This window comes from Terrabacter sp. Soil811 (assembly GCF_001429655.1).
Taxonomy (GTDB): Bacteria; Actinomycetota; Actinomycetes; order Actinomycetales; family Dermatophilaceae; genus Terrabacter.
Genome location: NZ_LMSX01000010.1, coordinates 225830 through 239236, shown reverse-complemented (window position 1 = coordinate 239236; position 13407 = coordinate 225830). Strand labels below are relative to the sequence as shown.

The following is a 13407-nucleotide window of genomic DNA, read 5'->3' as shown; positions in this document are numbered from 1 at the left end:
ACGCCGATGCCCATCCGACCTGGCCCAGTCGAGTGAGCGCTCCGTCCCAGTCGAGTGAGCGCCCCGCCACAGGTGGTCTGTGACGGGGCGCTCACTCGACTGTTACCGGGCGCTCACTCGACGGTGGGGTGTCAGGGGAGGGCGGGGTAGTCCGTGTAGCCCTCGGCGCCGCCGCCGTAGAAGGTGGCGGAGTTCGGCTCGTTGAGCGGGGCGCCCTCGCGCCAGCGACGGACGAGGTCCGGGTTGGCGAGGAACTCGCGCCCCACGGCGACGAGGTCACCGAGGTCGCGCTCGAGGATGTCCTCGACGTCGGCCAGCTCGGTGACCTTGCCGAAGCCGGTGTTGAGGATGACCGGGCCGTCGAAACGCTTGCGCAGATCGCGGACGAGGTCGGACTCCGGGTCGCCGAGGATGCTGAGGTAGGCGAGCCCGAGCGGGGCGATGCCCTCGACGAGCGACTCGTAGGTCGCGGCCGTCTCGGCCTCGTCCTCCTCGAGGACGCCCTGGATGTTGTGCGCGGGCGAGATGCGGATGCCGACGCGGTCGGCGCCGATCGCCTCGGCCACGGCCTTCGTGATCTCGACGGTCAGGCGGGCGCGGTTCTCGGGCGACCCGCCGTAGGAGTCGGTGCGCTCGTTGCTCGACGGCGCGAGGAACTGGTGCGGCAGGTAGCCGTTCGCGGCGTGCACCTCGACGCCGTCGAGCCCGGCCGCGACGGCCTGGCGCGCTGCGTGGACGAACTCCGCCACGAGCGCGGGGATCTCGTCGGTCTCCAGGGCCCGCGGGACGGCATACGCCTGCTGGCCGTTCGGGGTCACGATCTCGCCGGGCGCGGCGATGGCGCTCGGCGCCACGCTCTCGAGGCCGCCCTTGTTGTCGGGGTGGGCGATGCGGCCGGCGTGCATGAGCTGGACGACCACGCGGCCGTCGCCCTCGTGCACGGCATCGGCGACGAGGCGCCAGCCGGCGACCTGCTCGTCGGAGTGCATGCCGGGGGTGTCGAGGTAGCCCTGCCCGACGGCGCTCGGCTGGGTGCCCTCGGTGATGATGAGGCCGGCGCTCGCGCGCTGGCCGTAGTACTCGGCGTTGAGCTCGGTCGGTGCCTGGCCCTCGCCCGCGCGGTTGCGGGTCAGCGGGGCCATGACGAAGCGCTGGGGAAGGTCCCAGCGGCCGATGCGGATGCTCTCGAAGGCCGTGGACACAGGCCTGCTCCTCACGTCTAGGGGACTGTCGGTGGCGGTTGGCGGCCCCCACCGTCTATCGGTGGAGCCTTCAACTACCTAGGCGACAAGGAGGGCAGGCGGTCGATCATTCCCGTGTGTCCAGGGTTGCGCGTGTGGGGGATCCCACGCGGGCCGGAGGGTTCGGGTGGGTATGCCGAAGGGGAGGATGCGCAGGCATCCTCCCCTTCGTACGCGCTCAGCTCGTGGAGAACTCCGCGGTGGTCGTCGCGGAGGTCGTCGAGATGACGACCCGGTGGGTCACGGCACGTAGATGTACTTCATGCCGGGACCGTCGGTCAGCGTGCGCGTGTTGTAGTTGTACGCACCGGCGAGGGCGTTCATCTCGATGATCGTCACCTCGTTGCCGTTGACCGCGGTCACCCAGGCGACGTGGCCGACGCTCGAGGAGCCGTGGACGCCGGGCTGCATGACGAGGATCGACCGCGTGCGCGGCGTGCCCGTCACGGTGTAGCCCGCGGATGCTGCGCCCGAGGCCCACGCCATGGCGTTGCCGGTCCAGCCGCCGGGGTAGTAGCCCTCGGACTGGTACCACTTGTTGAGGGCGCCCCAGGTGCACTGGCCCGCGGTGGCCCAGTTGGAGGAGGCGCGCACGCCGGACGAGGCGCTCGGTGTCGTGGAGTTGACGCTCGCCTTCGCCGACGACGTGCTCGTCGTCAGCGTGGCGCGGGTCAGGTCGCGGGAGGCGCGCTGGGAGGCGGTCTTGCGCTGGGCGGCGGCCTGGGCTGCGGCCTTGGCGGCAGCCCGCTCGGACTTGACCTGGACGTCCTCGATGACCTGCGGCTTGGCCGGCGCGACGCGGTGGGCGACGGCCTTCTGCGCGGCCGGGGCGAAGCCGATCTTCGACAGCGCGGTCGACGCGGCCGGGGTGGCAGCCGTGGCCGGACCGACAGCGGCGGGAGCCGCGGCGTCGACACCGGCAGCAGCCGCGACGTCGCCCGAGTTGGGCGACAGGGTGTCGGCGCTCGCCGGGTTGGCGAAGGTGGCGACCAGGCCACCGGTGGCGGCGACGACGGCGCCCGCCTTCATGGCCGGCTGAGCCGACTCACGGGCGAGGAGCTTGAGTTCGTTGAGGGGGTTGTGGCGGCCTGGCGCACGATGGCGACCGCGGATGTTCTCAGTGTTCACGCGTGTTACCTCTCCGCGCCTACGAAGTTAGCTGTCGGGTTCGGGCGGAAAGGTGCCCGGGCCACCCCCGCCCCGCGATGCTCGCGTGGCGGGTGGGTCTTCACCCCAAGGACGTCCGAAGTCGTTGCGTAGGACGTCCGGAGAAACGTGTGGTTCCTCCGCTCCTGTCACAAGGTTCGATCTCTCTCGTCAGGCGGTGACAGGACTAGGCGGTCCACCTCGCGAGAGCCCGGCCAGGTGGCCGAACTCCCGGAAGACTAGACGAGGCGGCTGGCAAATGTCACGCCACGGTAACGACGACGCGCGCCGATCGCCCCTGAATGTCCGAAGTGCCCGTCTATACCAACGCTTTACCTTCAGCTGGGTGAGACGTGGATCACATCCGGAGGGGGTCCTCGACAAGCCCCCCACGGGTATGCCGCGGGGTCCCTCGGTGGGGACCCCGCGGCATACGCCGGGCTGAAGTGGCTCGAGTGTGGCTCGAGCGAGGCTCGACTGCGGGTCGGGCCGGGCGCGGTCCCGGAGCGGTCGTCAGGCGGCGCGCGAGAGGTGGCCGAAGACCACGACGTTGTCGCGGTACTCGTTGCGGCTGTCGGTCGGCCCGCCACACGTCACGAGGCGGATCTCGGCCTGGGTGAAGTCGCCCTTGTAGACGAGCTCGGTCGGGAACTGGGACTTCTTGTAGGCCGCGACCTTGTCGACGGTGAAGGTCAGGTGCGACCCGTCCCGGCGCGACACCTTGACGACGTCACCGGCCCTGACCTTGCCCAGCTCGTAGAAGATGCCCGGGACGCCCGAGGGGGTGTCGACGTGTGCGGCGAGGACCGACGGGCCGAGCTGGCCGGGCGTGGGGCCGGCGTCGTAGATCCCGACCTCCTGGGCCGTGCCCGGCACGGAGATCGTGCCATCGGCCTGGATGCCGAGCCGGACGAAGTGCGAGGAGCGCACCCCGATCGACGGGATCTCGATCGACGTCGGCTCGGACGCCTCGAGGAAGTCACCGATGCCGACGGTGCCCGGCGCGGCGCCGGCCGTCCTGCCCGCCGCCGGTGTCCCACCCTGACCGGGGGACGCCGACGGGCTGGACGAGGACGGGCCGGGCGTCGCGGGGGCGCTGGCCGTGGCGACCCCGCCCGCCGCGGGCTGCGGCGGGCCGGGGGTCCCCGAGCTCCCTCTGAGGCCGACCACGAGCGCGACGATCCCGATGACGACGAGCACTGCCGTGACCGCCAGCGCCGCCGTCACGCCCGCGCTGATGCGGCGGGTGCTGCGTTTGCCGGTGGGCGACGTCGGCTCGGGCGTGGAGCCGGTCGGTGCGCTCATGGTCGGGTCACTCCCGGTCGGTCGTGTCGGTGTCGGTCGCTCGGTGTCGGTCGCTCAGGCGCGCGAGCGGGTGCGACGGGCGGCGAAGGCGCCGGTCCCGGCCGCGGCGAGCAGGGCGCCAGCACCGACGAGCATGAGGGCCTCGTTCTGGCCACCGCTCTTGAGGCCGTCAGCGGCCTGGCCGCCGCCGGTGTGCATGCCGCCGGCCGGGGCGACGCGCAGCGCGCCACACAGGGCCGGGTCGGTGGCCTCGGTCGGGAGCGACGGCATGAGGTCGCTCTTCGTGGCACCGGAGTACTTGCCGTCTTTGTTGTAGTCGACACCGTGGATGACGACGACGGACTGGCCGGCCGAGATCGCCTTCGCGACGCCGCTCGAGACCTTGATGCTGCCGCGCTGGTAGGCGATCTTGCCGCCGGGCGCCGTGCTGAAGCGGTCGATCGCGAGGCCCGACTTCGGGCTCGTGTCACCGGTCTTGGTCAGCGACACGACGATGTCGCCGTAGGCCGGTCCGCCCTCGGTCGTGTTGAGGTGGCCGTCGCCGTTCTTGTCGTCGGACTGGACCGGGCACTCGTGGCGGGCCTCGGCGCCGAAGTGGATGTGCGCGGCGTGCGGGTTGTCGGGGAGCAGGCCGTTGGCGGCCATCGTCACGGTGATCGTGTTGCCCGTGACCTCGACCATGGCGGTACCGCTGCCGTCGACACCGTTGCCGGCGACGGGCTTGAGGTTGGCGCTGACCCAGGCGTCCGCGGCGAAGGCCGGGCCGACGCTGAGGGCCATGGCGGCGGCAGCAGCGAGGCTGGCGCCGGCGATCCGAGTGGTGGTGGTGCGCATCTGTGTTCCTCCTTGACGAGGAGACAAACCGTCCATCCTGCTCTGCTTCAGACGGGGGGTCGTCGTCGACCGTCTCCGGGCGGGGGTTCGCCGCAGGCAGGACCACTGGATTGGGGTTCCACCGAAATTTCTTCGATGGAGGCGCGCCGTGGCGCGCCCCACGGGTCTTCACTGGAGGGAGCGGGCGCGCGCCGCCCGACCGCTAACCCCCTCACGGAAGGACACATCGTGCTCCAGGACTCCCACGCCTTCGGCGGCTTCTCCGTCGACGACGTCGCCGCCGCCCGGGCGTTCTACGCCGACACCCTCGGCCTGCGCGTCACCGAGGAGAACGGCATGCTGACGCTCCACCTCGCCGGCGAGGGTGGCGAGCGTCCCACGCTCGTCTACCCGAAGCCGAACCACGAGCCGGCGTCGTTCACGATCCTCAACTTCCCGGTCGACGACATCGAGGCCGCGGTCGACGAGCTGACCGCGAAGGGTGTCATCTTCGAGACGTATGCGGGGACGCCGATGGAGACCGATGCCAAGGGGGTCTTCCGCAAGGGAGGACCGCTCATCGCGTGGTTCACCGACCCGGCCCGCAACGTCCTCGCGGTCATCGAGGCACCCGGCCCCGGCTGATCCGCGGCGGGCAGCGTGTCAGGCGTCGTGGCCCTCGGAGACGGCCGCGCGGCGCTTGAGGCAGAGCTCGGTGATCTCGGAGACGAGCTCGAGCGGGACCGGTCGGCTGATCGGGAAACGCACGGTGTCCTTGGCGCGCCGGTAGGGGCCGATCGCTTCCTCGAACTGCGCGTCACCCGTCGGGACGGGGTAGAGGCCGACGTGGTTCTTCCAGCCGGCGTAGTAGATGAGGGGCTTGCCGTCGACGGTGAACGTCGCCATGCCGTAGCTGATCTTCTCGCCCGCGTGAGGGGCTACCTCGCGGATCGTGCGGCGGACCCCCGCAAGCTGAGTTCGCGTCTCCTCGGGGTAGGAGGCGATGTAATCATCGACTGACGCAAATCTCGGGGCCAATCCTGGTCCTCACTTCAGTTCCGGACCGGTCGTTGGAGGGGGTGACTCGACTGTATTGGGCGAAACGGACGACTGCAAAGTAAGTACACGTTTAGTGACCAAACGGTCACAAAACTACAAAAGCTGAATGGGACCGACGATCTCGCCGCAAGACGTGCTGACGCCGAGTCCAGGGTGTCTGGGGCCCTGACGTTCGAAGGCCCTGACGCTCGAAGGTGCTGGCGTTGGAGCCGATGTCCGGTCAGACCTCGGCTCAGACGTCGACCCAGGCCTCACCGGCGAGGACCCGGCCGACGACGCCCTCGGGTCGGCGGCCGAGAAGGGTCGCGACCGCGAAGTCGGCGGCCAGGCCGTCGAAGACGCCGTGGCGCCGGAGCATCGCGTGCTTGCCCCCCTCGACGGTGACGTAGCCGACCTCGGCGGTGCGGGCGAGGTCGCGGGCCACCGCCGCGGAGCTCGTCGGTCGGGCGATGCGGTCGTCGTCTCCGTGGACGACGAGGACGCGTCGCCCGGTCAGGTCGAGGTGCCCCTCGGTCGGGTAGACCCACGGGTTGAGCGCGACGGCGCTGACGACGGGGTCCTCGCCGGCCGCGAGCAGCGCGGCGCGACCGCCGAGCGAGTGACCGACGAGGCAGACGGGCAGGTCGGGACCGAAGCGGTCGGCGACCTCGCCGAGGGCCCAGCGCACGTCGTCGACCGGGGTGTGGTGGGCGTCCCAGCCGCGCGTCGAGTTGAGCAGGCGCAGCACGGCGAGCTCGCCCTTCGCGGCGCGCGCGATGCGGCCCGCGATCGGCACCATCCGCAGGACCGACAGCTGGGTCGGGCTGACGCGCATCGGTGTGCGCCGCGCCGCGCCGCCGTGGAGCACGAGGACGATGCCGCGGGGCGCGCTCGGGGCCGCGGTGTCGATGAGCCGGGCGTGCGTCACGTCTCGCTCCTGGTCCGCAGCTGGGTATGCCGTGTGCTCGGGTTCGCGGGTCACGTGCGGTCTTCGGAGCGCGAGCGTCAACGGCTTGGTGCCCTCACGGCATACCCGTTCGGTGTCGCCGGTCGGCCACTGTCCAGGGTTGGTGAGGCTGGGTCAGGGGCGCAGCAGGACCTTGATCGCACGCCGCTCGTCCATGGCGCGGTAGCCCTCGGCGACCTCGTCGAGGGGAAGCGTCAGGTCGAAGACCCGGCCCGGGTCGATGCGGCCGTCGAGGACGCGCCCCAGCAGGTCGGGCAGGTAGGTGCGCACGGGAGCCATGCCACCGGCGAGACCGACGTTGCGGACGAACATCTGCCGGACGGGCAGCTCGACGCCGTGCGGGGCGCCGACGAAGCCGACGGTCGAGCCGGGGCGGCCGATGCGGAAGGCGGTCTTCATCGACTGGTCGGTGCCGACGCACTCGAGCACCGAGTCGGCGCCGATGCCGCCGGTCAGCTCCATGACGGCCTCGACACCGGCGTCGTCGCGCTCGGCGATGACGTGGGTGGCGCCGAACTCGCGGGCCAGCGCCTGGCGCGGCTCGTGGCGCGACATCGCGACAATGCGCTCGGCGCCGAGCTCCTTGGCGGCGATGACGCCGCAGAGGCCGACGGCCCCGTCACCGATGACGACGGCGGTGCCGCCGGGCTGCACGCGCGAGGACACGGCGGCGTGCCAGCCGGTGGCCATGACGTCGGAGAGCGTGAGCAGCGAGGGGAGCATCGCGTCGTCGGGCATCCCATCGGTGGCGACGAGGCTGCCGTCCGCCTGGTTGACGCGGACGAGCTCTGCCTGGCCGCTCTCGGTCCAGCCCTGGTGGTCGCACACCGACGTCATGCCGGCGAGGCAGTGCGGGCACGTGTTGTCGCAGTGGACGAAGGGGATGACGACGAAGTCGCCCTTCCTGATCTGCCGGACGCCGGGGCCGATCTCCTCGACGATGCCGACGGCCTCGTGGCCGATCGTGGAGCCGGCCGTGATCGGGTTGGCGCCGCGGTAGGGCCAGAGGTCCGAGCCGCAGATGCAGCCGGCCACGACCCGGACGATGGCGTCGGTCGGCGCCTCGATCGTCGGGTCGGGGACGTCGGTCAGGCGGATGTCACCGGGGGAATGGATCGTCGTCGCGCGCATGGGCCCATCCTTGTCCTGCCGGTGGCCCGACCCCAAACATTCGACGTCAAACCCTGGACGTCAAACCCTGGACGTCAAAGGCTGGACGTCAAAGGCTGGACGTCAAAGGCTGGACGTTCCCTCGCGCTCAGCCGCGGGAGCGCAGGCGCAGGTTGGGCAGGCCGGGGGCGGGGAGGGTGTGGTCCCAGGCGTCGGGGAAGGTGCCGTAGCGCGCGCCGGGTGCCGCGGCGGCATACGACCCCTCCTCGCGCGGCGACCGCTCGCGCTGCCAGTCCTCGCGGAAGCCGACGACGTCGTCGTGGCTGCGGCCGATGAAGTTCCACCACATGACGATCTGCTCGCCGAAGGGTGTGCCGCCGAGGACGAGGAGGCGCGCGGGCCCGTCGGGGCCGGCCTCGACGGTGATGCGGCTGGTGCCGGTGCCCATGAAGGCGATCTCACCGGGCTTGGCGGTGACGTCGCCGACCGTGAGCATGCCTGTGTCGCAGAGCAGTCCGTGTTCGTGCTCGGGATCGACGTCGATGTCGAGAGAGGTGCCAGCGGCGAGCGTCACCTCGGCGCCGACGAGGTCGGAGAACATCGTGACCGGTGAGGTCTGGCCGAGGAGGGTGCCGAGGAAGACGAGGACCCGCGCGCCGTCGACCTCCGTGACCGGCGGCGCGTAGTGCTCGAAGCCCGGCTGCGTGCTGCGGTCGGACTCCGGGAGTGCGACCCACAGCTGTGCGCCGTGGAGCACCGTCGTCTCGGGGGTGGAGTACTCCGAGTGCGCGATGCCCGAGCCTGCGGTCATGATGTTGAGCTCGCCGGGTCGGACGAAGGCGTGCGCGCCGGTGGTGTCGCGGTGCTCGACCTCGCCGGTGAAGAGCCACGACACCGTCTGCAGGCCGGTGTGCGGGTGGCCGGGCACGACCATGCCGCCGGTCTGCGAGACGTCGTCGGGGCCGTAGTGGTCGACGAAGCACCACGCCCCGATGAGCGATCGCTCGCTCTGCGGGAGGCTGCGACGGACTGGCATCGCTCGCGGGCCGCCGAGCGGCACCTCGCGGTAGGGCAGGACGATGGCGGTCGAGGGGGTCGGGTCGTCGCCGCAGACGACCTCGGCAGGGTGGCGGTCGGGGTTGCTCACCCGTTCAGGCTAGGCCCGGAGGGCGCTCTGGTTGCAGGTCCGGTTGCTAGGTTGCCCCGCATGACCGACCCGGCTGCCACCACTCCCGGCGGCGTTCCCGCCACCGCGGCCGATCTCGGACCCGGCCGGGGCCGCTGGTCGGCGTGGCGCGTCGTGTGGTGGTTCGGCTTCGTCAGCCTGGCCGCGGACATGGTCTACGAGGGCGCGCGCTCGATGTACGGCCCGCTCCTCGCCTCGCTCGGCGCGACCGCGCTCGTCGTCGGGCTCGTCACCGGTGCGGGGGAGGCGATGGCGCTCGTGCTGCGCCTCGTCTTCGGGCCGCTCGCCGACCGGACCGGGCGCTACTGGGGGCTGACGATCCTCGGCTACGGCCTCACCGCCGTCTGCGTGCCGTTGCTCGCCGTGACGCCCTTCGTCGGCGGGGCGGGCCTCGCGCTCGCGGCCGTCCTCATCCTCCTCGAGCGCTCCGGCAAGGCCGTGCGCAGCCCGTCGAAGTCCGCGCTGCTCGCGCACGTCGCGTCGGCGGTCGGACGTGGCCGCGGCTTCGGCGTCCACAAGGCGCTCGACCAGGTGGGGGCCTTCGCCGGACCGCTCGTCGTCGCCGGCGTCATCGCGGCCACCGGCGCGATCTGGCCGAGCATGGCCGTCCTCGCGATCCCCGGCACGGCGGCGATGCTGCTCCTCGCCGTCATCCGCTCCCGCGTGCCCGATCCGTCGGTCTACGACGTCGAGACCACGACCGCGCCGAAGAGCCTTGCAACGCAGTCGGTCCCGGGTGGTGGCGCGGTTCGTGGTGGGCTGCGGGGGTGGGTCGCCGATGCCGTCGGGTCGGGTCTGCCGCGCGAGTTCTTCGGCTATGCGCTCGCCGCCGGTCTCATGACCGGTGGCCTCGTCACCTTCGGGATCATCGGCTACCACCTCACCGTGGAGGGGCTCGTCCCCGTCGCCACGGTCCCGGTCGTCTATGCCGGCGCGATGGGAGTCGAGGCGCTCGCAGCCCTCGGGGTGGGCCTCGTCTACGACCGCCGCGGCGGCGCCGTGCTGTATGCCGTGCCGGTGCTCGTCGCGCTCGTGCCCCCGCTCGCGCTGTCGGGCTCGGTCGTGCTCTCCCTCGTCGGGGTCGCCGTCTGGGGCCTGGCGTACGGCGTGCAGGACTCGACGGTGAAGGCGCTCGTCGCGGAGGTCGTGGAGGCACCGCGGCGCGCGACGGCATACGGCGTCTTCGCGGGGGTGCAGGGGGCGTTCGCGATCGTCGGCGGGCTCGTGGCCGGCTGGCTCTACGACCGCTCGCTCCCGTCGCTGGTCGCCGTTGTTGCCGTCAGCCAGCTCGTAGCGCTGGTCCTCCTCAACCGCACCGTCCGCTCCCTCCGCCACCACCCCGTCGAGTGAGCGCTCCGTAACACTCGAGTGAGCGCGCCGCCCCAGCCGTCGCGGGGCCACTGCGACCGCGCGCTCACCCGAGTGGGACTGTGCGCTCACTCGAGTGGCCCCGTCGTCCCACCCAGACGCCCACCCTCACACTCGAGTGGCCCCGTCGTCACGGGACGACGGGGCCACTCGAGTGTGATCCGCGGGTGCGGGGTCGGTCAGCTGACGGCGTCGAGGGCGTCGACGACGCCCTCACCGAAGAAGCTGTTGTCCTCGACCGGGCCGACGCAGACCGGGCCACCGGTCGCGGCGCCGCACGCCTTGTCGTCGGCCTGCTCGCGCAGCTTGTCGATCATCTGCGCCGGCGTCCACGTCGGGTGGACCGACTTCATCAGCGCGAGCACACCGGCGACGTGCGGGGAGGCCATGGAGGTGCCGCTCTTCGTGCCGTAGCCGTTGTTCGTGACGATCGTCGAGAGGATCGTCGAGCCGGGTGCCGCGACGTCGATCTTGCCGAGGCCGCGGTTGCTGAAGCTCGACAGGCGGCTGGTCTGGCTGCCCGTGGGCACGCTCTGCATCGACGACACGGTCACGACGCCGTCGAGCTCGGTCGGGATGTCCTCGCACCCGCTGTTGAGGGTGCGCGTGACGAAGCCGGAGGCCGGCTGGTCGTCGGGGCTCGTCGAGTCCTTGAACGAGGACTTGTCCGACAGGTCGTGTGCCGAGTTGCCGGCCGCGGCCGCGTGCACGACACCCTGCTTCGTCGACCACGTCACCGCGCGACGGACGGCCTCCTTGGCGGCGAACTGGTCGGGCTGGTCCTCGCAGTAGAACTCGAACGGGTCGACGTAGTAGCTGTTGTTCGTCACGTCCATGTGCTTGAGTCCGGCCCAGATGAAGCCGCACACGGCGTACTCCGGGTAGATGAAGCCGGCGTCGTTGACGACCTTGACCGCAGCCATCCGCACGTTCGGGGCGACGCCGACGATGCCGACGCCGTTGCGGGCCGCGGCGATCGTGCCGGCCACGTGGGTGCCGTGGTCGCTCGTCGTCGGGTACCAGCCGGTGGCCGAGAGGTCGGGCCGACCGGCGTCGGTGCAGTTGACCGAGTCGGCGACGTCGATGTTGGCGGCGAGGTCGGGGTGGTCGGGGTCGATGCCGCTGTCGAGGACGCCGACGAGCACGTTGCGGGAGCCGTCGGTGATGGCACGGGCCTGGTCGGCCTTGATCATCCGCATGTCCCACTGCTCGGCCTCGCGCGGGTCGCTGGCTGCTGCCGGCGACGCGTCGGACTCGAGGTCGCCGTTGTCGGCCTTCTTCGCGCCCTGCTTGTAGCCGGACGCGCCGCGGCCCCAGGACGCCCCCGCGACCTCGGGCGTGCCCTCGGAGACGGCGACGGTGCGGGTCGCGCCGACGGAGTCGACGGCGTTGCCACCCTGCGCGACGACGTCGGCGCGGAAGGTCGAGACCTTGGAGTGCGCGATGACGACGCCGATCTGCGGCCACGACTGGACGACGACGCCGCCCGCGGCCCTGACCGCGGTCTCGACGAGACGCGTCTGGCCGGGGTTGGCGATGCGCGCGTTGACGACGTAGCTCATGAGCTGGCCGTCGGGGGCGTTGATGGTGACCGGCGTCGAGACCGGCTCGGCGGTGGTCGCGTTGGTCGAGGCGACGGCGACGCCACCGATCGCGGCGGTGGAGGCGAGGGCGAGCGACGCGACGGCAACGATGCCGCGTCTGGTCAGGCTGGGATGACGCATGTGTGAGCTCCTGTGGTGTGAGGAACAAAAGGCAGCGCCCTGGGTCGGGCGCGTCCCCACATCATTGGGGGCTTCCGGTGAGTCCGCTCGTCGAGAGACGTCACGGGCTCCTGACTCCCGGCTGACGCTCGCACCGGGAGGCCCCGGTCGGGTCAGGCCATCAGTCCGCCTCGACCGGCCGGGTGAGCGGGGCGAGGGCGATGAGGAGCACGAGCGAGGCGAGCGGGCCCAGGCCCCAGGGCAGCAGCATGATCCCGACCGAGACGGCCGCGAGGGCGAGAGAGCCGACGGGCAGGCGCCCCTCGACGGTGAGGGCCACGAGCACCATCGCGAGGGCCACGGCCGTCAGGACGCCGCCGCCCGAGGAGAGCGCGGCCGGCGCCTCGTGGCCGATGAGACCCGTGACCTGACCGATCCAGACGGTGGCCGTCGCGCCGGCCCCGAACGCCGCGAGCAGCGCCGTCGGCACCGCGAGGGGGAGGTGGCGCAGCCGGGCGCCGAGGCCCACGGTCAGCCACGCGAAGCTCGCCACCGACAGGACGAGGAGCACGCCCGCGGCCACCGACAGGGCGCCCTGGTCGCGGGCGGCGGCGACCCCGCCGAGCCCACCGAGACCGCGGAGCCCGTCGAGGGAGTCGAGCCCGTCGACCCAGTCGAGGATGCCGTGGGTGAAGAGCAGGAGCGGTGCGAGCAGCGCCAGGAGCGGCACGCGGTCCGTCGCCTCCCGCGAGCCCGGGAGGGTGGTCGTACGCGTCGTCACCCGCTCGCGTGCCGGCGCGGTCACGGGGGTGGTGGAGGTGGCGGACGGGGGAGGGGTGCGGTGCGTCCTCGGTGGCGTGACGGCATACGCGGCCGGTGCGGTGTGGGCTCTCGGGGAGCCGGCGGCGCGGGCCGGGGAGAGCGTGCTCGTCGTCATGCCTCCAGCGTGGCGGTCGGTGGTGACGCTGCCCATCGGGGTCGACCCCGAGCCGTCCCCGAGCGGTCCCTGAGAGCGGTCGGGTGGACGCGCGCGCCTTTTTGTCCATTTCGGAGACTTTGACCCTCTTTGGGTCGTACCGTGCGTTTGTGGGGTCGAGGTCAGGGTCGACCCCGTCGAGGCTCTGGTCAAAGGGGTAGACATGTCGGTGCGCTTCAATGCTCCTCCGGGATGGCCGGTTCCGTCGTCGTCGTGGGCTCCGGGTGACGACTGGATGCCGGACCCCAGCTGGCCGACGCCGCCGCGCGGCTGGACCTTCTGGGTCGTCGAGCAGCGCGCCGCCGGCACCATGGGCGAGGCCGGCACGCCGCGCTTCGGCTCGCCGCCCCGCACGACCGCCGCCACCTCCGGCGCCTATGGCACCGACCGCGGGAGCTGGCTCGCCGGGCTGCGCGCCCGCGCCTCGTCCGACGCCCTCGAGGTGGCGACCTCGCCCGGCCAGACGGTCGAGCCGGTCGCGACGCGCGCCGTGGCCGAGAGCTCGTGGGAGCTCGACGGCCTGCTGACCTCTGCAGGCCGGCTGGACATCTGAG

At 71.9% G+C, this 13407-nt stretch carries 13 protein-coding genes and 1 riboswitch; of the genes, 3 read left to right on the top strand and 10 right to left on the bottom strand.

Annotated features, from left to right (window positions below; translation table 11 throughout):
• Positions 1 to 131: 131 nt before the first annotated feature.
• The 4 genes from ASH01_RS18400 to ASH01_RS18385 all read right to left on the bottom strand — a co-directional run bounded on the left by ASH01_RS18400 (position 132) and on the right by ASH01_RS18385 (position 4526).
• Positions 132 to 1202, bottom strand: a complete 1071-nt coding sequence (locus ASH01_RS18400; protein ID WP_082619977.1) for an alkene reductase — start codon at positions 1200 to 1202, stop codon at positions 132 to 134.
• Between the two features lie 279 nt (positions 1203 to 1481).
• Positions 1482 to 2369 carry a CHAP domain-containing protein gene (locus tag ASH01_RS18395; protein WP_056779360.1) on the bottom strand — a complete coding sequence of 296 codons (888 nt, stop codon included), beginning with the start codon at positions 2367 to 2369 and terminating at the stop codon, positions 1482 to 1484.
• Between the two features lie 4 nt (positions 2370 to 2373).
• Positions 2374 to 2561: riboswitch (cyclic di-AMP (ydaO/yuaA leader) on the bottom strand.
• A 339-nt stretch (positions 2562 to 2900) separates the two neighbouring features.
• Positions 2901 to 3692, bottom strand: a complete 792-nt coding sequence (locus tag ASH01_RS18390; protein WP_056779357.1) for a sortase domain-containing protein — start codon at positions 3690 to 3692, stop codon at positions 2901 to 2903.
• Positions 3693 to 3746: 54 nt separating this feature from the next.
• A complete protein-coding gene (locus tag ASH01_RS18385; RefSeq protein WP_056779353.1) occupies positions 3747 to 4526 on the bottom strand; it encodes a CHRD domain-containing protein in 780 nt (259 codons plus the stop codon).
• Between the two features lie 228 nt (positions 4527 to 4754).
• On the opposite strand from ASH01_RS18385, the gene ASH01_RS18380 reads away from it, so the two are divergent.
• Positions 4755 to 5150 carry a VOC family protein gene (locus ASH01_RS18380; protein ID WP_056779349.1) on the top strand — a complete coding sequence of 132 codons (396 nt, stop codon included), beginning with the start codon at positions 4755 to 4757 and terminating at the stop codon, positions 5148 to 5150.
• Between the two features lie 18 nt (positions 5151 to 5168).
• On the opposite strand, the gene ASH01_RS18375 is transcribed toward ASH01_RS18380, so the two are convergent.
• The 4 genes from ASH01_RS18375 to ASH01_RS18360 all read right to left on the bottom strand — a co-directional run bounded on the left by ASH01_RS18375 (position 5169) and on the right by ASH01_RS18360 (position 8767).
• Positions 5169 to 5543 carry an iron chaperone gene (locus tag ASH01_RS18375; protein WP_056779346.1) on the bottom strand — a complete coding sequence of 125 codons (375 nt, stop codon included), beginning with the start codon at positions 5541 to 5543 and terminating at the stop codon, positions 5169 to 5171.
• Between the two features lie 253 nt (positions 5544 to 5796).
• A complete protein-coding gene (locus ASH01_RS18370; protein WP_056779343.1) occupies positions 5797 to 6471 on the bottom strand; it encodes an alpha/beta hydrolase in 675 nt (224 codons plus the stop codon).
• 153 nt (positions 6472 to 6624) lie between these two features.
• Positions 6625 to 7641, bottom strand: coding sequence for a zinc-dependent alcohol dehydrogenase family protein (locus ASH01_RS18365; protein ID WP_056779340.1), 1017 nt, complete (start codon positions 7639 to 7641; stop codon positions 6625 to 6627).
• Positions 7642 to 7768: 127 nt separating this feature from the next.
• Positions 7769 to 8767, bottom strand: coding sequence for a pirin family protein (locus ASH01_RS18360; protein WP_056779338.1), 999 nt, complete (start codon positions 8765 to 8767; stop codon positions 7769 to 7771).
• Positions 8768 to 8827: 60 nt separating this feature from the next.
• Between ASH01_RS18360 and ASH01_RS18355 the strand changes: the two genes are divergently transcribed.
• Positions 8828 to 10156, top strand: a complete 1329-nt coding sequence (locus ASH01_RS18355; protein ID WP_056779334.1) for an MFS transporter — start codon at positions 8828 to 8830, stop codon at positions 10154 to 10156.
• Between the two features lie 197 nt (positions 10157 to 10353).
• On the opposite strand, the gene ASH01_RS18350 is transcribed toward ASH01_RS18355, so the two are convergent.
• Positions 10354 to 11898 (bottom strand): S8 family peptidase, encoded by a 1545-nt coding sequence (locus ASH01_RS18350; RefSeq protein ID WP_056779332.1) that lies wholly within the window; start codon positions 11896 to 11898, stop codon positions 10354 to 10356.
• Positions 11899 to 12058: 160 nt separating this feature from the next.
• Complete coding sequence (locus ASH01_RS18345; RefSeq protein WP_156415659.1) at positions 12059 to 12814, bottom strand: hypothetical protein; 756 nt, start codon at positions 12812 to 12814, stop codon at positions 12059 to 12061.
• Between the two features lie 202 nt (positions 12815 to 13016).
• Between ASH01_RS18345 and ASH01_RS18340 the strand changes: the two genes are divergently transcribed.
• The gene (locus ASH01_RS18340; protein WP_156415658.1) at positions 13017 to 13406 is read left to right on the top strand and encodes a hypothetical protein; all 390 of its coding nucleotides are present in this window, start codon (positions 13017 to 13019) and stop codon (positions 13404 to 13406) included.
• The last annotated feature ends 1 nt before the right edge of the window (position 13407 follow it).

Excerpts from the sequence above, each read along its gene's own strand:
- ASH01_RS18350 (WP_056779332.1), bottom strand. The coding sequence starts at position 11,898 with ATGCGTCATCCCAGCCTGACCAGACGCGGCATCGTTGCCGTCGCGTCG.
- ASH01_RS18355 (WP_056779334.1), top strand. The coding sequence starts at position 8,828 with ATGACCGACCCGGCTGCCACCACTCCCGGCGGCGTTCCCGCCACCGCG.
- ASH01_RS18345 (WP_156415659.1), bottom strand. The coding sequence starts at position 12,814 with ATGACGACGAGCACGCTCTCCCCGGCCCGCGCCGCCGGCTCCCCGAGA.
- ASH01_RS18340 (WP_156415658.1), top strand. The coding sequence starts at position 13,017 with ATGTCGGTGCGCTTCAATGCTCCTCCGGGATGGCCGGTTCCGTCGTCG.
- ASH01_RS18390 (WP_056779357.1), bottom strand. The coding sequence starts at position 3,692 with ATGAGCGCACCGACCGGCTCCACGCCCGAGCCGACGTCGCCCACCGGC.
- ASH01_RS18385 (WP_056779353.1), bottom strand. The coding sequence starts at position 4,526 with ATGCGCACCACCACCACTCGGATCGCCGGCGCCAGCCTCGCTGCTGCC.
- ASH01_RS18365 (WP_056779340.1), bottom strand. The coding sequence starts at position 7,641 with ATGCGCGCGACGACGATCCATTCCCCCGGTGACATCCGCCTGACCGAC.